20 protein-coding genes are annotated in these 23,843 nt (G+C 53.8%); 3 read left to right on the top strand and 17 right to left on the bottom strand.

Annotated elements, in window-relative coordinates; all coding sequences use genetic code 11:
* Positions 1 to 227: 227 nt before the first annotated feature.
* Entirely contained in the window at positions 228 to 569 is a 342-nt protein-coding gene (osmE, locus tag AAIG39_RS17725) for an osmotically-inducible lipoprotein OsmE (RefSeq protein WP_041851625.1), read from the bottom strand.
* Positions 570 to 822: 253 nt separating this feature from the next.
* Here osmE and nadE point away from each other — a divergent pair, with 253 nt between their 5' ends.
* Together nadE and cho are read left to right on the top strand one after the other, a co-directional pair.
* Entirely contained in the window at positions 823 to 1,650 is an 828-nt protein-coding gene (nadE, locus tag AAIG39_RS17720; protein ID WP_090086525.1) for an ammonia-dependent NAD(+) synthetase, read from the top strand.
* Between the two features lie 87 nt (positions 1,651 to 1,737).
* The gene (gene cho / locus AAIG39_RS17715; protein WP_090086523.1) at positions 1,738 to 2,604 is read left to right on the top strand and encodes an excinuclease Cho; all 867 of its coding nucleotides are present in this window, start codon (positions 1,738 to 1,740) and stop codon (positions 2,602 to 2,604) included.
* Here cho and ves read toward each other — a convergent pair.
* The 3 genes from ves to AAIG39_RS17700 form a co-directional block, all read right to left on the bottom strand.
* On the bottom strand, positions 2,598 to 3,155 hold the full coding sequence (gene ves / locus AAIG39_RS17710) for an environmental stress-induced protein Ves (RefSeq protein ID WP_090086522.1): 558 nt from the start codon (positions 3,153 to 3,155) through the stop codon (positions 2,598 to 2,600). The genes cho and ves overlap by 7 nt on opposite strands.
* 308 nt (positions 3,156 to 3,463) lie before the next feature.
* The gene (spy, locus tag AAIG39_RS17705) at positions 3,464 to 3,934 is read right to left on the bottom strand and encodes an ATP-independent periplasmic protein-refolding chaperone Spy (RefSeq protein WP_090086520.1); all 471 of its coding nucleotides are present in this window, start codon (positions 3,932 to 3,934) and stop codon (positions 3,464 to 3,466) included.
* Positions 3,935 to 4,538: 604 nt separating this feature from the next.
* A complete protein-coding gene (locus AAIG39_RS17700) occupies positions 4,539 to 5,099 on the bottom strand; it encodes a class I SAM-dependent methyltransferase (RefSeq protein ID WP_343194399.1) in 561 nt (186 codons plus the stop codon).
* 557 nt (positions 5,100 to 5,656) lie between these two features.
* Here AAIG39_RS17700 and AAIG39_RS17695 point away from each other — a divergent pair.
* A complete protein-coding gene (locus AAIG39_RS17695; protein WP_343194398.1) occupies positions 5,657 to 7,696 on the top strand; it encodes a glycosyltransferase family 9 protein in 2,040 nt (679 codons plus the stop codon).
* Positions 7,697 to 7,780: 84 nt separating this feature from the next.
* Here AAIG39_RS17695 and astE read toward each other — a convergent pair whose 3' ends face one another.
* The 13 genes from astE to AAIG39_RS17630 all read right to left on the bottom strand — a co-directional run bounded on the left by astE (position 7,781) and on the right by AAIG39_RS17630 (position 23,755).
* Positions 7,781 to 8,746, bottom strand: a complete 966-nt coding sequence (astE, locus tag AAIG39_RS17690) for a succinylglutamate desuccinylase (protein WP_343194397.1) — start codon at positions 8,744 to 8,746, stop codon at positions 7,781 to 7,783.
* 11 nt (positions 8,747 to 8,757) lie between these two features.
* On the bottom strand, positions 8,758 to 10,083 hold the full coding sequence (gene astB, locus AAIG39_RS17685) for an N-succinylarginine dihydrolase (RefSeq protein WP_343194396.1): 1,326 nt from the start codon (positions 10,081 to 10,083) through the stop codon (positions 8,758 to 8,760).
* On the bottom strand, positions 10,080 to 11,558 hold the full coding sequence (gene astD, locus AAIG39_RS17680) for a succinylglutamate-semialdehyde dehydrogenase (protein WP_343194395.1): 1,479 nt from the start codon (positions 11,556 to 11,558) through the stop codon (positions 10,080 to 10,082). The genes astB and astD overlap by 4 nt, the downstream gene beginning before the upstream one ends.
* Positions 11,555 to 12,589, bottom strand: coding sequence for an arginine N-succinyltransferase (astA, locus tag AAIG39_RS17675; RefSeq protein ID WP_343194394.1), 1,035 nt, complete (start codon positions 12,587 to 12,589; stop codon positions 11,555 to 11,557). Before astA ends, astD begins: the two co-directional genes overlap by 4 nt.
* Positions 12,586 to 13,806: a succinylornithine/acetylornithine transaminase gene (astC, locus tag AAIG39_RS17670; RefSeq protein WP_343194393.1), complete on the bottom strand. Its 1,221-nt coding sequence runs from the start codon at positions 13,804 to 13,806 to the stop codon at positions 12,586 to 12,588. Before astC ends, astA begins: the two co-directional genes overlap by 4 nt.
* A 402-nt stretch (positions 13,807 to 14,208) precedes the next feature.
* Positions 14,209 to 15,294, bottom strand: coding sequence for an iron-containing alcohol dehydrogenase family protein (locus tag AAIG39_RS17665; protein WP_343194392.1), 1,086 nt, complete (start codon positions 15,292 to 15,294; stop codon positions 14,209 to 14,211).
* Positions 15,295 to 15,334: 40 nt separating this feature from the next.
* A complete protein-coding gene (locus AAIG39_RS17660; RefSeq protein WP_343194391.1) occupies positions 15,335 to 16,483 on the bottom strand; it encodes an alpha-hydroxy acid oxidase in 1,149 nt (382 codons plus the stop codon).
* Complete coding sequence (gene hisC, locus AAIG39_RS17655; RefSeq protein ID WP_343194390.1) at positions 16,480 to 17,646, bottom strand: histidinol-phosphate transaminase; 1,167 nt, start codon at positions 17,644 to 17,646, stop codon at positions 16,480 to 16,482. The genes AAIG39_RS17660 and hisC overlap by 4 nt, the downstream gene beginning before the upstream one ends.
* Before the next feature lie 55 nt (positions 17,647 to 17,701).
* Positions 17,702 to 19,384, bottom strand: a complete 1,683-nt coding sequence (gene hutU / locus AAIG39_RS17650) for a urocanate hydratase (RefSeq protein ID WP_090086500.1) — start codon at positions 19,382 to 19,384, stop codon at positions 17,702 to 17,704.
* 42 nt (positions 19,385 to 19,426) lie between these two features.
* Entirely contained in the window at positions 19,427 to 20,977 is a 1,551-nt protein-coding gene (gene hutH, locus AAIG39_RS17645; protein ID WP_343194389.1) for a histidine ammonia-lyase, read from the bottom strand.
* Positions 20,978 to 21,093: 116 nt separating this feature from the next.
* The gene (locus AAIG39_RS17640; RefSeq protein ID WP_090086495.1) at positions 21,094 to 21,879 is read right to left on the bottom strand and encodes an ABC transporter ATP-binding protein; all 786 of its coding nucleotides are present in this window, start codon (positions 21,877 to 21,879) and stop codon (positions 21,094 to 21,096) included.
* A complete protein-coding gene (locus AAIG39_RS17635; protein WP_090086494.1) occupies positions 21,879 to 22,760 on the bottom strand; it encodes an ABC transporter permease in 882 nt (293 codons plus the stop codon). The genes AAIG39_RS17640 and AAIG39_RS17635 overlap by 1 nt, the downstream gene beginning before the upstream one ends.
* Before the next feature lie 11 nt (positions 22,761 to 22,771).
* On the bottom strand, positions 22,772 to 23,755 hold the full coding sequence (locus tag AAIG39_RS17630) for an ABC transporter substrate-binding protein (RefSeq protein ID WP_090086492.1): 984 nt from the start codon (positions 23,753 to 23,755) through the stop codon (positions 22,772 to 22,774).
* Positions 23,756 to 23,843: the final 88 nt, after the last annotated feature.

Below are 23,843 nucleotides of genomic sequence, written 5' to 3'. Positions count from 1 at the left end.
GCCGTATGGCGAGACGCCGTGTTATCTGTTTTGATGTTGTATTGAGTATACGTTGGTGTCTTATAAGGGGATAATTCACAACAAACCAAAATTGTCTCTCATTGACCAGGCATCATGATTCCCTTCACATTCCGGTCAAATAATTCGCTTCGTTAAAAAAGATCCAGACATAAAAAAACCGGCCATCAGGCCGGTTTTAGATCTGCTCAGGCAAAGGGAATTAAAGGTTACTGCTTAGGTGCTTGTGGATCGGTATCATACTCAGCACAAGTCTGGTAACCGGAGTTCATCACGTGACCCGTCTCATCCAGCGCGACGAAATAGGTTTCAGTTTTACCGTTACGTTGACCCAGGATATAGGTCTGGCAAGTGCCACGCGCATGGATCATGGTCACTTCGGAAGAGGGACGACCAGCAACCTGCATAACCTGCTGGCGCGTCATCCCTTTTTTCACATCTTTTACCACCGGCTGGCTCACCTGATCTTTAGCACGATCATAAGCTGTACACCCTGCCAGCATAGTCAGTACCGCCGCTGCACCCAGAATTCCTGCGATGTTCTTGTTCATATTCCATCCTCTTGTTTATCCGCTTGTGTATCAGCGTGTTATCTAAGCCTGGAATATAAAATTGCATTTTTCAACTATACAGAATGGCTGGGATAACTTTCGGAAAATTCTAATAAAACTACGAATGCCTGCAAAAACGGCGTATTTTACGACACTCAAATGCGTGATCCTTGTCGTTTTACCGTCAAAGGGTTAATTTGGCTTCATCACCTATTTGCTACCTGCATAGCAGGCCACATGACGGAGGGGTTAAATGACTCTGCAACAAGAAATTATTCAGGCGCTGGGCGTCAAGCCAACTATCAATGCCGAAGAAGAAGTTCGCCGTAGCGTAGATTTTCTTAAGTCCTATCTGCAAACCTATCCTTTTTTACGCTCCCTGATACTGGGGATAAGCGGCGGCCAGGATTCAACGCTCGCCGGGAAGCTTTGCCAGACCGCCATCTCCGAGCTACGTCAGGAAAGCGGGGATGCCAGTTACCAGTTTATCGCCGTACGCTTGCCCTATGGCATACAGGCAGATGAACAGGATTGCCAGGATGCCATTGATTTTATCAAACCGGATCGCGTGCTGACCGTTAATATCAAGGGAGCCGTGCTGGCCAGTGAACAGGCGCTGCGCGAGGCGGGAATTGAGCTGAGCGACTTTATTCGGGGCAATGAAAAGGCCCGTGAGCGCATGAAAGCTCAGTACAGCATCGCCGGGATGACAAAAGGCGTAGTAGTAGGTACTGACCATGCGGCAGAAGCCGTTACCGGTTTCTTCACCAAATACGGTGATGGCGGTACCGACATCAACCCAATTTTCCGTCTCAACAAGCGTCAGGGTAAACAGTTGCTGGCTTTCCTGGGCTGCCCGGAACACCTCTACAAGAAAGCGCCTACCGCAGATCTGGAAGACGATCGCCCTTCTCTGCCCGATGAAGCGGCACTCGGCGTTACCTACGAAAACATTGATGATTACCTGGAAGGCAAAACGCTGGACGCTGGTACAGCCCAGATTATCGAAGGCTGGTATCTGAAGACGGAGCATAAACGCCGTCCGCCGATTACCGTTTTCGACGATTTCTGGAAAAAGTAATAAATCTCAGAGGCGGCGTAAGTCGCCTCTTTTTTCACCCGCCGCAGCCTGCTACACTGGATATCCAGACAGTATCAGGAGTCAGCAGTGAACAGGCGTCAATCCGCCCCGCGTCTTGAATTTGAAGCGGCGGCTATTTATGAATATCCTGAACATTTACGTCCATGGCTTGAAGCTCTGCCAAAGCAGCCAGGCGTCTACTTTTTCCATGGCGACAGTGATGCGATGCCGCTGTACATCGGTAAAAGCGTGAATATCCGAAGCCGGGTTCTTTCCCATCTGCGTACACCCGACGAAGCCGCGATGCTCCGGCAATCACGGCGCATCACCTGGATATGTACCGCAGGTGAGCTCGGCGCCCTGTTGCTTGAAGCGCGCCTGATTAAAGAACAACAACCTCTTTTTAATAAACGCTTGCGCCGTAACCGTCAGCTTTGTTCGTTATCAGTCAAAGGCGATAAGCCACAGGTGGTGTACGCCCGCGAAGTGGATTTTTCCTCAGAAGGCGGATTGTACGGCCTGTTTGCCAATCGTCGCGCCGCACTACAAACATTGCAGTCCATCGCCGATGACGAAAAGCTCTGCTATGGCCTGCTTGGCCTGGAGTCTTTAACCCGCGGTCGCGGCTGTTTCCGTTCAGCGTTACGCCGGTGCGCAGGCGCCTGTTGCGGTAAAGAAACAGTTGCCGAACACGATGGTCGTTTTCTGGCTGCCATGGAACGTATGCGTCTGGTGTGTTGGCCCTGGAATGGGCCGATTAGTTTACAGGAGGTTGGGGAAACGATGACGCAATACCATATCATCCACAACTGGCTGTGGCTTGGGGCAGTCAACCATTTAGATGAGGCGGCAGAATTGCTCCGCACGCCCGCTGGGTTTGATCACGATGGCTATAAAATACTCTGCAAGCCATTGCTCTCAGGGGAGTATCTGATTAGCGAATTTCCTCAGTGACCCGCAAGCCAGGTGATTTCACTAAAGAGCAACTGACCTTCTGATTTTAACAAGCGCAATGTCTGGCGACCTTCACTCCAGAAGGCGCCCTGATCGGCGGTAAGCAGCTTATCGCCAAGTTGCCATGCGCCACTCAGCACAAAGATAACGCCCCCCCGGGTACCAAATGTGGTAAACGTCCGGTCTGCAATACGCACTTTTGCGCGGCAGTGATCGCGACGAGTCATGATATTGAAATCCATCGACATCTGACCATCATGAAGTTGAACTTTCACCGGTTGTTCTCCGGCAAAGGTAAAAGGCTGGAATTTTTTCAGCGTATGACAGAATTCATGACCGCCATCCAGGGTGACTTCACCGCCTTCAATAAGCGTAATGACACGATCAACCCCGGGAAATTGCGGAAACTCACCGTTACTGGCCAGCGAAGCGATGCTTGCCCGCCAACTGAAATCCCTCGTCGCCTCCGGAAAACAGCAAATTTCTCGGGTTTCACCTGCCCCATTACGCCAGAGATTTACCGGCATTTTGCGGATATCAAAGAATTCCATCATCACTCCTGAATGGCACAGCATGGAAATGCCGCGCCGCTGCTTCTAAAGGCAGCGTGTCATTATCATCCATCCTGCCATAAAAAGATTATCGGCAGCAAAGCAGGATGCCTTAGCGATGCTGTTGCCAGCATGTAAAAAATTAACGTAATGATACACGTAAATTTTCTGTCAAAAACAAGCAGGTTGAGGATACCCTGATACAGGCGGCAGACAAGGGGGCGGGAAAGAAAAACCGCCAGTCCTGCCCACAACGTAAACACGTGCTATGAGCAAGACCGGCGGTCTTGATAGGGGTTGCTGAATCATTATTCAGCAGGTTGAGGCATTTTACCTTCTGGCGCCGGACGTTCTGTCAGACGCTTCTCAAAATTGGCATTAAACTGTTTTTTCTGCTCCGGGGTCAGAACATTGTAGATTTTGTTCTGCGTTTCCAGGTGTGCCAGCATATGCGCTTTACGCTGCTCGTCCATCTTCGCGATTTGCGCTTCCGCTTTCGCTTTGTCGAAGGTGTCACTGGCAATAATGCTGTGCATTTCGCGGCGTTCCTGCTGCATCTGCTCGTACTCGCCTTTCCTGATATCACGGATCTGCTGTTTCTGCGCATCCGTCAGGTTCAGGCCTTTGAACATCATGTCATGATGAGGTCCGCGCGGGCCTTTATGGTGCATCACCGGGCTACCATCAGCCGGTGCAGTGGTGGTATCGGCAGCATGCGCCAGGTTAGCAGCGCCAAGAGCCAGGGTAGAGGCAACAAACAGAGCGGTGAGTTTACGCATAATATAATTCCTTACTATTCATGTTTTCTTGCGGCGGATGCCGTGTTGACGATATTCACTTTAGCCTTTTCTTCGTCAATAAATCAGAGCATCAGTAAAACAATGAAAGTGTAAAAAACATTTTTACATCAATTGTGGAGAAAATATGAATAAACGATGAAGAGTGGAAAAAGAAATATACTAGCAGGCAGTTTCGCAGGTAATGATGGAGATTATATAACGAGAGTAGAAAATAACAAGCCAATGCAACAAGAATAATCTGTATATAGATTTAAAACCCACCTAATCGGGTCAGGCTTAGCTGGCATGTGGCACTCTGTAGTCAGATCATGCGGACCTGTAATCCGGGTCCGCTGACCATTCACTGCCTTTGGCTGGGCAAGAAAAGCCTCACATCGAAATGATGACGAGGCCAGGATTTATTCTTAAGCGTCTTCTGGCGTTGGGAAATAAGCTATATGTACACTATCGCTAAAACTAAATACTTCCATGCCAACTTTTGCAAAAAGAATTGAAAGCGATTTTTTAGTATGAATTGTCACATGGCCATTTCGGGGCGCAACATACCAGCTATTGGTTCCTTCATTAGTCATCGAATCGCTGACTAATGTAGAAAAGAAAATTGCCCCTCTTTCTTCCAGAAAACTGAAAGCCTTAAGAGCGTTGCAACAGGCGTCGGCGTATGCTCGAACACTTCAAAAGAGGTAATTAATTCAAACTTGCCCTGCGGCAATTCTAAATTTAGATGAAACGGATCCCAGCCAACTGCTTTTACACCCTGCTCACAGAGTAAGTTTGCAAGCTGACCATCGCCACCACCATAGTCGAGTACATTCCATTTCAGTATTGGTTTGAAATTAGACATAACCAATTCTGCATTATTTCGTGGGCGGACACCAAGGAAGTCAGGATCGTGTTTTATATAATCATCATTGTAAATGTATTTTTTAAAATCGTCGAATTCCCAGTCATCAAATGCATGAGTATAGAGCAGTCCACAATTCTCGCAGCGATGATAATAAATTGGTATCCCGGTCAATGGTAAGACAGCATGATCAGGTAACTTACTATCACATGAAGTATTAAAGTCAACGACCCCACACAAATGAGCATCGCTTTCACAGACTTTGCATTTTGATGAATGAACAAGGCTTTTAATAATCATGCGTCCTCACAAAACCAGGTTTTAATCGTTCAATATCCGTGCAGCCGTATGAGACGTGGTATTTCACTCAATATTTAACCCGACTACACCCTACCTCCCAGAGCAATAGTCTACGATAACAGCTGCAGCGGCAACTTACGTCAGGATAAGACGCTACTTTAGTGCTCAGTTTAAAGTATAGAATTGCCTGCGCACTGCCAGCCGAGGACGGGAACATGATAAATACGCTGGCGCGGGCTCCTTTTGCTCCATGACAACAGGATTTTAATATCGATACATTACTCTACGCATGACTCAACGCAGCAGGGAGAGATTCCTCCAAAAGCGCGGCTGTTCATCGCAACGGTAGTTGATGAAATTCCACAAAAATAATATTAATTTTCAATGAGATAAATCGATATCACATTCTAAAATCGTGAAGTGCAATTGCCCTAATAAGATAGCAAAAACGGGTCTAATCCTCAGTTAGAAGATGGCCGGGCATGCTACCCTTAAATTTTAATAAAATAGATAATAGATCAGTTAGGCTATGGATAGCTCATTGAGGAATTGAGAAGATGAAGTTCCATTTTTACATCGAAACTAGCCCGTCTGCGTTTAGCATGCAGGCAACCGATCTTGCCGAAAAAATTAGCGATACCAGTTCGCACACTTTTATATTACGACAGGCATTAGATTACAAGGACGAATTTAAAGAAAAAAGCAATGTCACCATTATCAATATCACCTATGCGAACTTCCCTGATGTCGTAAAAGACATCTTGCATGGTATTAGTCAAAAATCAATTCCTTCGATTTACCTTCATTTCGGCACCGGACATGCGGAAGATATTGGCACAATCCTGAGCAAATCGCGTCATCCGAGGAATAAAACACATTTAAGAGTTTATGAGGATGATCCTTTATCTATCATAACGCGTAATACATTACTGGCATTGCCTGCTGCGCAACGTCAAAGTGCAATCGCTACGTATGCTCAACATTTGCAAGATAAAATATTCACTAAAAAAGACAATCTTATTTCAAGCAGAGGATGGAATCCTGTCGTCACTTACTCATTTGGGAAGATTTACGACACTAAATATTATTCGTGCGACAAAACCCTGCTTACTGAACATGGGTTATCTATATCACCATTAGAAACCGACCCAAATGTTAAAACTGTACTTTTCAACTTCCCTGAAATTGAAACTGCACGCGCGTTTGTCGATAACAACACCCTATTGATCATCTTTAAAAATGATTACTCTATCCGTGATTGCCAGGCGAATATCGAGAATCTGATTAGCGAATTCCGTTCAAACCCGGACAATAGTCATGTTAATAAACTTCTCGTGTGGGGTGGCAGAAAAGGCATAACTTACCCGCACGATTTACAGGTTTTGCATCTGCCAAATACTATTCCTCTGGTCTTTCTTGACAGATGTAATGTCCTGCCCAGAAAGATGGTTGGGGAATTATGTACTGAAATGTTTTTGATGAACGGGAATGAAGTTATTTTGACATTGCCGCGCATGGAAGAGACGCCTTTAGAACAACTCACTGGTAAATTCGCCTGTTTTGCAAATAGCAAAAGTCTGGAACTTGTCGACAACGATGCACTTTTATCTCCCGATAATCTGCGCATTTTTCGTTGTGCCGCCTCAATGGGTGACGTTGTTTTTGCACTGGGCGCATTAACTGCGCTCAAAACCCAAACAACAGAAAAATTTGTGCTTATTGCGAATAAACTGTTTGAGGATATGGCCTCCGCCTGCCCGGCAGTGGATTACTTTTGGCCGATGAATTCCGTTACAGAAGGGAAAAGCAAGCTCATTGAAAAAGTTGGCATGCAGGATAAGATTCACATTCTCGATAAATGGGATCAGATTCTGGCGCCAAAACATATGTCTTTGGCCTTTCTGGATGAATTTGGCAGCCAGTGGCGAGAAAGCGATTTACAACCGAAGATCGATTTAAGTCATCTCGATACAACCCGTGTCGACGCCTTCATTAAAGAGCATAACCTTAATGCGGGCAAAACCGTGCTGGTGCATCCGAACGTTGGCGCGCCAAATCGCACCTGGACAGAAGAGGGGTGGAATACCGTAACCGACCATATGGTCGATGCGGGATGGCAGGTGGTTGTCATTGGCAGCGACAAGAATAATAGCCATAAACGCGATCTGATGACCATCACAAACCCGCGTGCCATTTCAGCAGTGAATTCGTTTTCCATTATGGAAACAATCTATTTTATGCGCCATTGCGCGCTTTTGATCGCCTGTGATTCCGGTCCGGTTGCACTTGCAGGCATGACCTCGATCGGCATCATTTCTATTTATTCGCAGATTGAGGCGAAAAACCGTTTACCCTTCAGGAATGGTGTTCAGGGCTGGAATGCGTTAGGCATTGATGTTGCCTGCCCGGCTTACGGTCCATGCGGCAGACTGGTGAGTACGAATCCCAAAGAAACAAACGGGGTGTCTTTTGCTGAATGGTGCCCAAAAGACAAAACCTATGAGTGCATGCGTGGCCTTTCCGGACAGACAATGGTCTACCTGATTAACCATTTCCTGCAATCTGACGATTATATTCCGCAGAGCGCTAACGCCTGATCGCTCATCAAAAAGCGTGTTGCGCCATAAAAAACGCGCCCGGCGTTATCTCCGGGCGCGTTTTTGTTATTGATTGCTGTTGCGCTAACTGATGCGTTCCAGCATCAGCCCCGCCCGTAACCCTACAGCGACTTTCGGGTTAGGAAAGAGCACATATTCCTGATCGCGCTGGACAACGTAACGCTCACCCCGATCTTCCGCCAGCAGCGTACCCGCTGCAAACGGAGTAAAATTGAGCGTCTCATCCGACATATAAAGCACAAAGTCTTCACTGCGTCGTGTTAACTGCTGCACCACGCGGTAGCGCAACGGTACGGTTTCTGCTTCTGGTACCACATCACCAGCAAGCAACGCCGCCAGCGCCCAGCGGGTGCGCTCAAACTGACTCAGATCATTTTCACCAAACGGCAGCGCTTTACCGAGCTCCAGCGTACAGGAATGGGCCTGGAACTGTTCACAGGTGTAGTGGGTAAAGGTTCCCGCCGGCGATTGATGAAACACTAACGCTTCCAGTCCGGCATCGCCCAGCCACTTAAGGAAAATTTCATCCCAGGGTTCCGTACGAGCAGGCAGTACGCCAAAACGCACATGATATGAACCACGTATCGCCGTATGCAGGTCAAGGTGCCAGCGCTCTTCGTCGCCCTCAGCGTAAAAATGGGTGACAGCCCGTTCCAGTTGCGCAGCGCGGATCGTCTCATCACTGGCCGGAAAACCTTGCCAGCGAGCGCCAAACATGCGGTTCAGGTCGTCACGCAGAAAACGTTTGTTCTGCCCCAGCGCCTGGGGGTTACCGATGATGATCAGCAGGCGCCAGCTCAACGCGAGCGTCCCGTTTAATAACTGTTTTAATAATCCATCCAGCATCTCCACCGGTGCGGTTTCATTGCCGTGAATAGCGCACGATAGCACCAGAGAGCGCTTTACTGGCTTTGGGGGCAGTAGCTCCAGTACGCCCTGCTCATGCCATAACCAGTGGATCGCACCAGCCTCCCCCGCCATCCTGCGGGGCATTTCACCTGACAGCGTCATTGCGAGAAAATTGTCCATACGGCCTCCTGTCACTGCTGGAAGGGATAAACGGAACCTAATCTCAACATTTTGGTCAACGTATCCAGTGCTTCCCGGCTCTCCCGTAATAGCATCGGATCGGCCAGATCGGCCTGCGTTAACCTGTCACGATAATAACGCTCAATCCAGTCATTTAGTGCGCGGAACAGCACATCATTCATCATCACTGCCGGATTTACCGCACGCGCCTCATCATCGGTTAACACGACGCGCAGCCGCAAACACGCCGGGCCGCCGCCGTTGGACATACTTTCGCGCAGGTCAAACACCTTGATTTCGCTGATGGGATTATCCTGCTCAAGCAACGTTGTCAGATAGCGCCAGACGCCCGGATGTTCGCGGGATTCCTGGGGCAGGATGAGCACCATGCTGCCGTCTTCGCGGCTCAACAACTGACTGTTGAACAGATAGGTTTCCACCGCATCGCTGACGGATACTTCGGCGTCCGGAACCTCCAGCGCCATAAATCCCGGCACCCGTGCGCGAAGCTGGCTAAACAGCGCCTGTTGATGCAAAAACGCCTGCTCGTGACAAAAAAGCACCTGCCGGTTTGATACCGCGATAACATCATTATGGAACACGCCCTGATCGATTACCGCGGGATTTTGCTGGGCGAAGATAACCTGTCGCGGGCAGACCTGATTTAACCGCGCGACCGCCTGGCTGGCTTCCAGCGTCTGGCGGGCAGGATAGCGTCCGGGGGCTGTGTTACCGCCCTCTTCGCGACCATAAACAAACAACTGAATCCCCTGCTCGCCGTACTCGCCACCAAGACGATTATGGTTAGCCGCCCCCTCATCGCCCAGCATGGCTACCTGCGGTAACGCCGGATGCACGGCAAACTTATGCTCATCACGGAAGATGGCTTTTAGCACAGCTTCGGTAGTCGGCGCTTCAATGGCACGGTGGAATTTATTATTCAGGTTCGCCACCGTCAGATGCACCCGCCCGTCGAGCGCATCGGCAGAGGGGCAGACCGTGGCCGCGTTCGCCACCCACATGGATGATGCCGAGCTGACCGCAGAAAGTAAGTGAGGCGAATGGGCTGCGGCTTTCTCAACCACCTGCTCATCACTTCCACTAAAGCCAAGCTGGCGCAGGACCTGTACATTTGGCCTCTCCTGCGGAGGGATCACTGCCTGCGGAAAACCGGCATCCGCAAGGGCTTTCATCTTTAACAGCCCCTGCTTTGCCGCCAGCTTCGGGTTAGAGACCCGGTGACGATGTTTCGTCGACGCCTCGTTACCGAACGACAGCCCGGCATAATGGTGAGTCAGGCCCACCAGCCCATCAAAATTCACTTCCCGCGCTTTCATCGTATCGTCTCCCGGGTGAAATCCAGCCCCGGACTGAGCGATTGTGGCAGGACCAGTTCTGCCGATTCGAGACTCGCCATAGGCCAGGCGCAATAATCGGCGGCATACCAGGCGCTCGGGCGATGGTTGCCTGAGGCGCCCACACCGCCAAATGGCGCGGTACTCGCGGCTCCGGTGAGCGGTTTATTCCAGTTGACGATCCCGGCACGCGCTTGCAGAAGCAACTCGTCAAACTGTTCGCGATCCGGTGAAATCAAACCACAGACCAGCCCGTAACGGGTGTTGTTGGCCAGCGCGATGGCTTCGTCAAAGTTGTCATAACGCCAGACGCAGAGCAACGGACCAAAGACCTCTTCATCCGGTACATTCTGCGCATCTGACATCTCAATGATCCCGGGGGTCAGCAGCGATGTCCCGGCTTGCAGCAGGTGCGGTTCAAGCAAGGTTTTGCCGCCACGTTCAACGTGGTCCCGCCAGGCCTGCCAGACATGTTGTGCCGCCTGCTCTGAAATCAGGCCACCGAAGAAAGGCTGCGGCTGCGCATCCCACGCCGCCGGCGTCAGACGCGAGGAGACCTCCACCAGACGATGCAGAAACGCATCTCCCGCCTCGCCCCGTTTCACCAGCAGACGACGCGCACAAGTACAACGCTGACCGGCGGTGATAAACGCCGACTGAATAGTCAGATGCACAGCGGCGTCGAGATCCGCCGGGTCTTCCACAATCAGCGGATTGTTGCCGCCCATTTCGAGGGCAAGGATCTTCTCCGGCTGCCCGGCCAGCTGACGATGCAGTTGAAAACCGGTACTGGCGCTGCCGGTAAACAGCAGGCCATCAATCCCCTCAAGGGCACTTAGCGCCTGGCCGGTCTCCCGTCCGCCCTGAATCAGGTTCAGCACGCCAGGCGGCAGTCCCGCCTCCTCCCAGAGTTTAACTACTGCCTCGCCGGTCCACGGCGTCAGTTCACTGGGTTTGAAAATCAGCGTGTTGCCCGCCAGCAAGGCCGGGATAATATGCCCGTTGGGGAGATGACCGGGGAAATTATAGGGGCCAAAGACCGCCAGTACGCCATGTGGACGGTGGCGCAATGTTGCAGCCCCGTCCGGCATCTCCGTGTGCTGCGTGCCGGTACGCGCGTGGTACGCTTTTACCGAAATGGCGGCTTTATTGATCATTGCCGTGATTTCAGTGGTCGCTTCCCAGCGCGGCTTACCCGTTTCACGTGCGATAATCTCAGCTAATGCGGTTTTGTTGGCTTCCAGCAGCGCGGCGAATTTTTCGACAACAACCTGACGCTGCGTCATTGTGAGCCTGGCCCACGCCGGAAACGCAGCCCGCGCGGCTTCACAGGCCAGCCCAACCTGAGAAGCATCGGCATCATTACCCTGCCAGAGGGTCTCGTTACTGACCGGATTCGTTTTGATGCGTCGGGTACCCAGACCCGCAATCCACTCACCATTAATCCATTGATTCATGATTTTTTATCCTCTGCGCACAGGCGTACCAGGCGCACTTTGTCGCCCGGATTACATTTGAGTGCATCAAGTTGTGCAGCGCTCAGTACCAGCCGCTCCGTTGCCGGGTCGGCATAGATAAGCATGGCTCTGAACTGATGATATTGCTCGTTGGCCACCATACAGGCAGGCCATTCTCCCGGCGCAGGCTGGCCTTCGGCCACATCCACCAGACGGCTTTTACGGATCGCGCGAACGCGGTCAATGTCGCACTCCAGCGTTGGCCCGCCGTCGAAAATATCGACGTAGTTACAGTAGCGAAAACCCTCTTTCTCCAGTACCGCGCGGGCTGGCGCTGTTTGCGGGTGCACCTGGCCAATCACCGCTTGTGCCTCGGGCGAGAGAAAATCGGTGTAGATGGGGTGCTTAGGCATCAGTTCGGCGATAAACGCCTTCTGCCCTGTGCCGCACAGGTAATCCGCACGGGCGAACTCCATTGAAAAGAAGCGCTTACCAAGACTCTCCCAGAACGGTGAATAACCGGTCTCGTCGATGACCCCACGCATCTCGGCCACCACTTTTTCGTTAAAGCGATCGCGGAAAGCGGCCATAAACATAAAACGCGATTTAGAAAGCAGATACCCGTTCCCCTCTTTGCGCCAGGCCGGATCGAGAAATAAGGTGCAAAGTTCACTGCTACCCGTATGGTCATTACTGAGGAACAGTGTGGGTAGCGCGTTATAAACGTTAAGCTCTTTTGAGGCATGCACCAGCGTGCCGACGCGGTAGTTATACCAGGGGTCATTGAGCCCCACGGCGACCTCAATGGCGCAGATCCCGGCCGCTTCGCCAGTCTCTACCACTTCAAGGACAAACACGTACCCCTGCTCGCTTTTCGCCAGCTCCCCACGCCAGGTTTTCAGGGCTCGCTCGATACGCGCAGAGAGTGTGGCTTCGTCCGCAGGCAGCGAGGTCAACCCGCCGCCTGTTTTTCCTGCCAGCGCCATCAGCGCCGGAAGGTCGTCATGTTCAACAGGACGAATCACCATCATGATGGGCACCCCGCAATGAATTTGTCGCAGGCGATACCAAAGCGCGCCAGCCCGCGGGAGACTTCATCTTCGCTGATATTGAGCGCCGGGGCGAAACGCACCACGTTTGCCCCGGCAATCAACACCATGACGCCTTCTGTGGCTGCCAGTTGCGAAATCTGTTTCGCTTTCCCGGCGAACTCAGCTTTGAGTTCGCAGCCAATCAATAACCCCAGGCCACGAATTTCACGGAACAGGCCGCTGCGGGCATTAATGGCCTGCAATTGTTCGTTAAACCACTGGTGGCGTTGTTTTACACCATCCAGCGTCTGGCGAGTGTTGACAATATCCAGCACCGCACCGGCGACCGCAGAGGCCAGCGGGTTACCGCCGTAGGTCGTACCGTGGGTGCCCACGGTCATGACGCGGGCATATTTCTCCCGCGCCAGCATCGCCGCTACCGGGAAACCGCCGCCAAGCGCTTTGGCGGTAGTCAGCACATCAGGCGTTACGCCATAGTGCATATAGGCATAAAGTTCGCCGGTACGCCCGACGCCCGTTTGCACCTCATCGAAAATCAGCAGCGCATTATGGCGATCGCACAGTTCACGCAACCCCTGTAAAAACGCGGTGCTGGCAGGCACCACGCCACCCTCCCCCTGCATTGGCTCGACAATCACCGCACAGGTATCGTCATTGATAAGCGCGCTGGCAGCCGCTAAATCGTTGTACGGAGCATGCGCGATATCCGGTGGCAGAGGGGCAAAATCCTGCGAATAGGCAGGCTGACCGCCGGCGCTTACGGTAAACAGCGTGCGGCCATGGAAGGCGTTTTTGAACGCCACAATGCCCGTTTTCTTACCACCAAAGGTATCGTGGGCATATTTGCGCGCCAGTTTCAGCGCCGCTTCATTAGCTTCCGCCCCGGAGTTACAGAAGAAAACTTTTTCGGCAAAAGTAGCGGCGATCAAGCGTTTTGCCAGCCGTAATACCGGTTCATTGGTGTAGCCGTTTCCGGTATGCCAGAAGCGCGAAGCCTGCTCGCTTAACGCTTTGCATAACGCCGGGTGGGCGTGGCCCAGTGCGTTAACGGCAATGCCACCGGCAAAGTCGATGTACTCTTTATCGTTCTGATCCCAAAGGCGTGACCCCTCGCCCCGGACCGGAATGAAAGGCGCTGGCGCGTACACAGGCATCATCCATTCATCAAAGTTCTCACGTGTAATTGACTGCGACATAGCGACCTCATCCGGTAAATAATTGGTTGAATATATGTTAAAAAATATGAGTATTTACGCTGTAAATGTATATTGCACAGGCCGTGCCAGCCAGCCATCAAAATGCATAAACGCGGTCTGACAACGAAATATCAATAGGTTAAAACATGTCGCTATTCACTTAAATTGCATAAAAAGTGAATAATATTAGATGAAGTCTTGATGGCGGAGAGAAAATCAGAAAGATTATGCAGCGATAAAATATAATTCTGAATCTGTGATCGTCTGCGAAATTTATCGGTAAATCCTGCGACAATTTGGGGCATCGCGCACTGCTGTGGGGCAGAGCGCCTGTTCAAAAGAACGAAAAAAGCTGGCATGGCCGCCAGCTTTTTGGGTGACATAACGTATCTGGTGGTCGAATCAGACTAATGCCGCCATCGCTTCGACGCGGGCTATAGCCTGGTAGAGCGCATGTGTGGTGACCTTATCCGGCATATTTTCCATATCAGGCGCATGCACGGACATTTCCACAATCTGTTCGAGCTCGCCGGCATCCAGCGCGGCAATGTCGCTCAGGCGCAGCGGTAACGCACAGGCATGCGCCAGACGTAGCGCCTCAAGCAACTCCTCATCACTGCGCTTTTCCAGCGCCAGCAGGCACAGGTTGCCAAAGCCTACGAGTAACCCGTGACCGAATTCGCGGGTTTTATCACAGACCGTAAAGCCTTCATAAATCGCATGGGCGGCGGCGGCATGAGCACCGCTGCTCATCAGGGATGTCAGTCCGGCAAACATAAAGATGGCATCCAGCACCTGTTCCAGCGCGGCGTTGGGTTTTCCTGCCCGCACGGCGTCGCAGGCTGCAGGGCCGTGAACCTTGATCAGGTCATAACAGATACGGCTGTTGGCGCTGGACGCCTGCGCGACGCCGCTGTGGTTCTGATGTTGCGTGCTGATAGCGCGAAACTCGTACCATTTTGCCAGCGTGTCGCCAAGACCCGCCGCAAGCCAGCGCAGCGGCGCGTTTGCCAGAATTTCGCTGTCGATAATGACCGCCGCAGGTGCCTGCGCTAAGGGGAAAAGGTCGCGAAAATGGCCATTGGCATGATAGCGGATCGTCAATGGCGTCACGGCCGCACAGGTCGCTGCGATGGTGGGGATGGTAACAATCGGCACCTGCGTCTGTACCGCAACGGCTTTACTGGTATCGAGCGCTTTGCCACCGCCGACGCCTATCACCATATCCGCCCCTGTTGCCTCGACCTGCCGGGCCAGACGCTGAATATTCTCTTCGCTGCACACGCCGCCAAACCACTCAAGGCCCGCCAGTTCAACCCCCGTAATCGCCAGTTGATGGCGAATCTGCGCCTCCACCGCCGCCAGTCCGGCATGGCCGCCTATAACCAGCGCGAGTTTGCCCAGTGCGGCGCACACCCCGCCAAGGCGGTTGATAACGCCTGCGCCACGTAAAATTTGCGCCGGGAAGATGATATTCAGTGCCTGCATAAAAGACTCTCCGTGATGAACAAATCTGCCCTCTTCCCTGTCAGGATTGAGGACGCAGCAAATGTGGCCCTAACCGGGCAATAGACGTACATCCCAGTTGTGCCAGGGTGCGGTCAACTTCCTGCAAAATCAGCGCCAGCGCCTGCTTCGCCCCGGCCTCACCATCAGCGGCCACGCCATAGAGCATTGGCCGCCCGAGCAAAACGCCGTTCGCCCCCAATGCCAGCGCCTTCACCACGTCAGTGCCACGGCGAAAACCGCTGTCGATAAGAATCGTGGCCTGCGGCCCGCAGCGGTGACGGATCTCAGATAACACCTCCATGGCGCTCACAGAACCATCAAGTTGCCGCCCGCCGTGGTTCGAGAGCACAATGCCATCGGCTCCCGCTGCAAACGCCCGCGTTGCGTCATCCGGCGCGAGAATTCCTTTAACCAGCATCGGCCCCGACCACTGACTGCGGATCCACGCCAGCGTCTCCCAGGTCAGACGCGTATCCATTTGCCCGGCAAAATAACTTGCGCCCCCGGCTCCCCGCTGCTTATCCGCCGGGACATATGGCGTTAAATTGCCAAATCCCGGGACGCCCGCAGGCCGAATGGTGCGCCATACCCAGGCGGGATGTAGCGCAATATCAAACAGACTGGAGAGTGAGAGCTTCATCGGACGGCGGTAGTTGCGCTTATCTTTTTCCCGATTGCCAAAGTGCACCGCATCAACGGAGACCACAAGCGTAGTGCACCCTGCCGCTTTTGCGCGTGCCAGCAGCCCTGAGGTGACCGTCCGATCTTTGAGCACATACAGCTGAAACCAGTGCTGGGGCAAATTTTCAGCCGCGATTTCCTCTATCGGTGCGGTCGAGACGGTACTCTGGATATAGCCAATCCCGGCATCTCTGGCGGCACGCGCTAACATCGCATCGGCACCATAACGCAACATGCCGTTATAACCAGTAGGTGCAATCAGCAGCGGCGCCGCCAGTTTCTGTCCGCAGAGGGTGACCGAGAGATCGCGTTCGCTCGCATCATTGAGTACCGGGGGAATAAAGCGCCAGCGGGCAAAGGCACTGCGGTTATCCCGCAACGTCTGCTCGTCATCCGCCCCCCCTTCAAGATAACTAAACGCAAAACGCGGTAGCGCCCGTCTGGCCCGATGGCGTAGTTCTTCAATATTGAGTGGCGCCCGTTTCACACAGCCCCCTGTGTGAGGATCGCCTGCAGAGCGTCGATAAATTGTTGGTTATCCTGTTCGTTGCCAATCGATACCCGAATCCACTGCTCATAGCCAGGCTCCCGCCACGGCTTGATGATGACGCCATAGCGCAACAACTGCTGCGCCATCTCATTGCTGGGCCGTCCACAGTTAAAGAAGAGGAAATTGGCATGTGAGGGTGCCACGTAAAACCGCAGACGTCTGAGCGCTGCGGCCATACTCTCCCGCTGCGTGTTCACCAGGGCAACGCTCGCTTTCACATGCGCCTGATCGCCCAACGCCGCCACCGCTGCCGCCTGCGCCGCGCGGTTAATATTAAAGGGTGTACGCACGCGGTTGAGCAGATTGATCAGTTCAGGGTGACTGGCTAAGCCATAGCCCACACGCAGTCCCGCCAGCCCCCAGGCTTTCGAAAAAGTACGCAGCACAATCCACGGGCGCGGCTGCGCCGCCAGCACCGTCAGGCTGTCGGGATAATTCGGGTCATCCTGGCAATATTCGAAATAGGCTTCATCAATGACCAGCACGCACTCCTGCGGCGCGGCGGCAATGATGCGGGCAAAACCGTCTTTGTCGAGCATACACCCCACGGGGTTTGACGGATTGCTGAAAATGACCATTTTCGCGGGCGTGGAGAGCGCCTGCTCCCAGGCCGCAACGTCGAACTGTTGCTGTTGATCGACCCCGACAAGGGTCACGTCCGCGCCCATCATGCGCGGGAAAATCTCGTGCAGGCCAAACGAAGGGAGCAGCGTGACAACGCGGTCGCCAGGGTTAAGAAAGGCCAGCGCCAGCATATGCAGAATGTCTTCTGAACCATTGCCCATGACAATATTTTCGGCGCTCACGCCGGTATGGTCCGCCAGCACATCGCGCAATTGCGTGCTGGCAGCATCGGAATAGACGGCGCTGAGCGCGGCATCCGCCTGTAATGCTGAGACTACCTGCGGACTGGCGCCCGACGGGTTTTCATTACTGGCCAGTTTAGCGATATGCGTTACGCCATATTTCTGCCGTACCGCCTCTGCTGACAGGCCGGCGTTATACAGCCCCAGGGTGCGTGCCGTGGAGCGAGCGAGACTGATAAGTGTCTGTTGTTGCAAAGCAAATAGTGGGTCGGAAACTGCGACATCTGAGGCCATTACATCCCTCCGGGAACAGCCGGATAAGCGCGAAGCACCCATCCGGCATTCATCATCAGATCATGGGTAAATTCAGGTGATGACGCTGCGCGCAGGCTTTCGCCTGTTCATAGCCCGCATCCGCGTGGCGCATCACGCCAGTGGCCGGATCATTCCACAGCACCCGCGCCAGCCGTTCATCTGCCTCTTTGCTTCCGTCACAGACGATGACCATCCCGGCATGCTGAGAAAAGCCCATCCCCACGCCGCCGCCATGGTGCAGGCTGACCCAGGTCGCGCCGCCGGCGGTATTGAGCAGCGCGTTGAGCAGCGGCCAGTCAGATACCGCGTCAGAACCGTCTTTCATCGCTTCCGTTTCGCGGTTAGGCGAAGCAACAGAGCCGGTATCAAGATGGTCGCGGCCAATGACAATCGGCGCTTTTAGCTCGCCATTGCGCACCATCTCGTTAAAGGCCAGCCCGGCAAGATGGCGCTCCCCCAGGCCAAGCCAGCAGATGCGTGCTGGCAGCCCCTGGAACGCAATGCGCTCGCGTGCCATATCCAGCCAGTTGATAAGATTGGCGTTATTCGGGAATAACTCTTTCAGTTTGGCGTCGGTCTTGTAGATATCTTCCGGGTCCCCGGAAAGCGCAACCCAGCGGAAAGGCCCCTTGCCTTCGCAGAAGAGCGGACGAATATAAGCAGGAACGAATCCCGGGAAATCAAAGGCGTTGGTTACCCCCTCCTCTTTGGCAACCTGGCGAATATTGTTGCCGTAATCGACGGTCGGGATCCCCATAGCGTGGAAATCGAGCATCGCCTGCACGTGTTTCGCCATGGAAGCGCGGGCCGCTTTCACTACCGCTTGCGGATCGGACTGGCGCGTCTGCTGCCATTTTTCCAGGCTCCAGCCCTCCGGCAGATAACCGTTGAGCGGATCGTGCGCCGAGGTCTGATCGGTGACAATGTCCGGGCGCAGACCGCCTGCTTTCGCCCGTGCCGCCAGTTGAGGCATCACCTCAGCGGCGTTACCCAGCAGGCCAACAGAGATGGCTTTTTTCTCGGCACATGCTTTTTCAATCATCGTCAGGGCGTCGTCAAGGCTGTGGGTTTTGTAGTCGAGGTAGCGCGTGCGCAGACGGAAATCGATGCGAGATTCCTGGCACTCAATCGCCAGCACGCTCGCGCCTGCCAGGACGCCTGCCAGCGGCTGCGCGCCGCCCATTCCGCCCAGCCCGGCGGTTAAAATCCACTTACCGCGCAGGTTGCCGTTGTAATGCTGGCGCCCGGCTTCGGCGAAGGTTTCGTAGGTGCCCTGCACAATGCCCTGTGCACCGATGTAAATCCATGAACCGGCCGTCATCTGGCCGTACATCATCAGACCGGCTTTATCCAGTTCATGGAAGTGTTCCCAGTGCGCCCAGTGGGGAACGATGTTGGAGTTAGCAATCAATACCCGTGGCGCGTTGGTGTGGGTGCGAAAAACACCGACCGGTTTCCCCGACTGTACCAGCAGGGTTTCGTCTTCCCGCAGCTTGCGTAAGCTCTCAAGAATTGCCTCAAAGGCTGGCCAGTTGCGGGCCGCTTTGCCGATACCACCATAAACCACCAGATCTTCCGGGCGTTCAGCGACATCCGGATCGAGGTTGTTCTGAATCATGCGGTAGGCCGCTTCAATCAACCAGTTCTGGCAGCTCAGTTCGCTCCCCTGGGGCGCACGGACAACGCGAGCTTCGGCATTTTTGTGTGACGCATTCATGTTCATTTCCTTCTCTAAATTTGAATTTTTTGCACAGCGTTATCAGGCGAAGCTCGGCAACAGCGCTTCGATTTCTGCGGGCCAGCGTTCGCGGGACGCCCACAGACGCATCATTTCGACATCCGGTGCCATCAGGCGGTCCTTTTCAAGGAACGCAACGTTCTGGCGAATCGCTTTCATTTCGTTTTCCAGCGTCGCTGAACTTTGCAGCGGGCGGTGGAAATCCACCCCTTGCGCGGCGGCCATCGCTTCAATGCCGACCACAACGCTGGTGTTGAAACACATATCACCCAGACGGCGTGCGGCGTAGGTCGCCATCGAGACATGGTCTTCCTGATTGGCAGAGGTGGGCAGGCTGTCAACACTTCCCGGATGGGCCAGCGATTTGTTTTCTGAGGCCAGCGCGGCGGCGGTGACCTGAGCAATCATAAAGCCGGAGTTCACCCCGCCGTCACGCACGAGGAATGGCGGCAAACCGGATAATCCCGTATCCAGCAACAGGGCCATACGGCGTTCAGATATTGCCCCAATCTCAGCGACCGCCAGCGCGATAATGTCGGCGGCGAAAGCCACCGGTTCGGCATGGAAGTTGCCGCCGGAAATGACGTCGCCGTTTTCGGCAAAGACCAGTGGATTATCGGAAGCGGCATTGGCTTCTATACGCAGGATGCGGGCGGCATGGTGTAAGTTATCCAGACATGCGCCCATCACCTGTGGCACGCAGCGGATGGAATACGGGTCCTGCACGCGGCCACATGCCGCATGGGAGGTCACAATGTCGCTCCCGGCGAGGATTTTGCTCAGCGCTGCCGCCACGGCAATCTGACCTTGCTGTCCGCGGGCTTCATGAATACGCGGATCGAGCGGCTTAACGGAACCTTTAATGGCTTCCAGCGACAGGGTGCCGGCCACCAGCCCGGCGGCAAAGACACGCTCAGCCTCAAATAATCCCGACAGTGCGAGGGAGGTCGAAACCTGTGTGCCGTTAAGCAGCGCCAGCCCCTCTTTCGGCCCGAGTTCGAACGGGCGTATCCCCGCACTCGCCAGACCTTCCACCGCCGACATTGTATTGCCCTGCGCCGTCACCGTACCTTCACCAATCAGCATCAGCGACAGGTGTGCCAGCGGGGCTAAATCACCGGATGCCCCCACCGATCCTTTTTCCGGAATGCAGGGATAGACCCCGGCATTAAAGAGCGTTATCAGGGCATCAATCACTTCAATGCGAATGCCGGAATGACCACGCGACAGGCTGAGGATCTTCGTGGCCATCACCAGGCGCACGATGTTATCCGCCAGATATTTACCCGTCCCCACGCTGTGCGACAGCACCAGATTGCGCTGTAATTCCGCCAGACGCTCGGCCGGAATGCGGGTTTGCGCCAGTTTGCCGAACCCGGTATTGATGCCGTACACTACCTCCCCCGATGCCACAATGCGGGTGACAGTCTCCTGAGAGGCCAGCACATCGGCACGGGCCTCCTCCGCCAGCGCGAGATGAACATTACCCTGATAAATCTGGCGAAGCATGGGCAGGTCGACCTGACCGGGCTGCAGTCGGCAAAGAGTGAAACCGGTGGATGAAGGAGCCATAATCTATTCCTGTATATACAAGTAGAGCTGAAAATATACCCGGTAAGGACTCGGCCCACCGGGTGCTTACGCACAACCTGACAAAAAAGTGGCAACACGAAGCAAAAAACGGGCGATCAATGATCCATGGTCTGCATCGTTTCGGTACGGATCTCTTCCGTTATCCGCGCCTTGAGCGTCATAAACTCAGGCGACGTCTTTAAGGTGTAATCACGCGGATGCGGAAAGTTCACCGCCACTTCGGTTTTGATTCGTCCCGGACGGGCGCTGAAAATGGCCACTTTATTGGCCATAAAAATGGCTTCATCAATATCGTGGGTCACAAACAGTACCGTTTTGCGTGAGGACTCCCATATCGACAGCAGTAACTCCTGCATCATCACGCGCGTCTGATTATCAAGCGCACCAAAGGGTTCATCCATCAGCAAAATTTTCGGGTCATTGGCCAGCGCACGGGCAATCGCCGTGCGTTGCTGCATGCCGCCTGACAGTTGTCGTGGGAAGTGATGCTCAAAGCCACGCAAACCGACCTTATTAATAAAATAGTCGCTGCGCTCCTTTTGCGCCGCTTTACTCACGCCACGCTCCTGCAAACCAAAGCGGATATTTTGCTCAACGGTAAGCCAGGGAAAGAGCGTATAGCTCTGGAAGACCATGCCGCGATCCGCGCCGGGGCCGTCAACCAGCTCCCCATCCAGCCAGACTTCACCGCGAGTAGGCTGATCAAGCCCCGCGACAATACGCAACAGCGTTGATTTGCCGCAGCCGGAAGGGCCGAGGATGGTAATAAAATCGTTCTCATTGACCTGATAATCCACTGGCAACAGTGCCTGGGTTTTTTCACCTTTCGGGCCACTGAAGACACGCTCCACCTGGCGGACACTCAGCTTCGGATAGTTCATTACAGTGAGCTCCATACAAACAGACGGCGGTTAACCGCTTTAAACAACAGGTCGGAGAGCAATCCAATACAGCCAATAACGATAATGCCGAAGATCATCTGCCCGGTGTTGAGTAACGCCTGGCTGTTGACAATCATATGGCCTATCCCGCTGGATGAACCGATGAGCTCCGCCACAATCACATAGGTCCAGGCCCAGCCGAGCACCAGACGTAAGAGCTCGGCGATTTCTGGCGCCGCACCGGGAATAATGACCCGACGCACTACACTCTTATTTGTCGCCCCCAGGGTGTAGGCTGCCTCAACCAGATCGCGACGCGCAGCCCCCACGGCGACAGCGACCATCAGGGTTATCTGGAAGAAAGAGCCAATAAAAATCACCAGGATCTTCTGCATTTCACCGATACCGGCCCACAGGATCAGCAGAGGCACAAATGCGGAAGCAGGCAGGTAGCGGCAAAATGAGACAAACGGCTCGAAGAAAGCTTCGATAAGTTTGTACGAGCCCATCCAGATACCCAGAGGCACAGCGATAACACAGGCCAGGATAAACCCGCCCAAAACGCGCATTACCGTCATGCCGATATCGGTGGTGAAATCGAAATCGGTAAACAACAACACCCCTTCCTGCACCATACTGGCCGGGCTTGCGAGGAAAGTCGGAGCAACCAGACCGGTAAAGGTCACCAGCGCCCATAAGGCAAAAAACAGCACAAAAAAACAGAAGCCCAGAAACCAGCGGTGCCGGGGCGCAACGGGGCGTAATGGCACCATCAACGGGTTATGCCAGACCTTTTTGCTTGCCGGCAGAGGTGCCGGCTCGCGTAAGTCTGTCGTGGTCTTGCTGGCGTAGTCCGCGGCCTGACTGACAGGACTGTTCATATCGTGGTCCTTCATGGCTGAGTAACGTACTTCGCGTCATACAACGTGTTGATATCCGGCGTTTTACGCAGAATTTTCATCTCCGTAAGCAGACGTGCCGCCTCATTGGTGAAGCTCACGATTTCGCCGCTAAAGAATTTTTTGTTCGCATCGCGATCCTGCCAGCGCAGATAACTGGACTCTTCGGCAAATTGTTTACCGGTCTCTTTCACCGCCGCGCCCATGATCTCATTGGCTTTATCCGGCTCGGCTTTGATCATATCCAGCGCCTCGAAGTAGCTGTTGACCAGCGCCTGGGCCGCTTTCGGGTTTTTATCCAGCCAGGATGGCGTGCAGCCAAGGGTATCCATCACCATCGGGTATTCGAGTGTGGTGGTCAGGATTTTGCCCTTATCCGGGCTCTGGCGGATGTTGGAAAGATAGGGTTCGTAGGTCACGGCAGCGTCGTTCTGCCCGGCAATAAACGCATGCGCAGCGGCGTCTGGCCCTAAGGTCGCGAGTTTGACGTCTTTCATCGTCATGCCGTTTTTATCAAGGATCCACGCCAGCAGAAAATAAGATGAGGTTCCGGGAGCATCGACGCTAATCGTTTTGCCTTTGAGGTCAGCCACGCTGTTGATACCACTACGTACCGCGATCCCATCCGCGCCGTATGATTTATCCAGTTGCACGATTTGCTTAACAGGCACACCGCTGGCATTCCAGGTGAGATAGGTTTCTACCGTGGTCGCCGCGCATTGCAGCGAACCGGAGGCAATCGCCAGATGTCGGGATTGCTGCGGGACCATTTTCAGGGTCACATCAAGCCCATTCTTTTTGAAAATGCCCGCTTTGTCGGCGAGGGTCAGCGGCGCGAAGCCGGTCCAGCCGGAAATCCCAATCGCCACCGGCGTATCCGCCGCCAGCGCTGTGTTAGCCGCACCACCTAACGCGACTGCCAGCCCTAACAGAGATAACGAACGCTTTAGTACAGTCCTGGAAATCATGTTGCTCATCTGCCACTCCTGCCAAATTACCTGTCTCGGGGAATGCCTGCGCAGCAAATTGCCACCGGCGAATGATGCTTCTGTATATTCTTGTCTA

Origin of the sequence: Phytobacter palmae, assembly GCF_039409775.1 — a bacterium.
GTDB lineage: Bacteria > Pseudomonadota > Gammaproteobacteria > Enterobacterales > Enterobacteriaceae > Phytobacter > Phytobacter palmae.
This window is presented reverse-complemented; position numbering and strand designations above follow the sequence as displayed.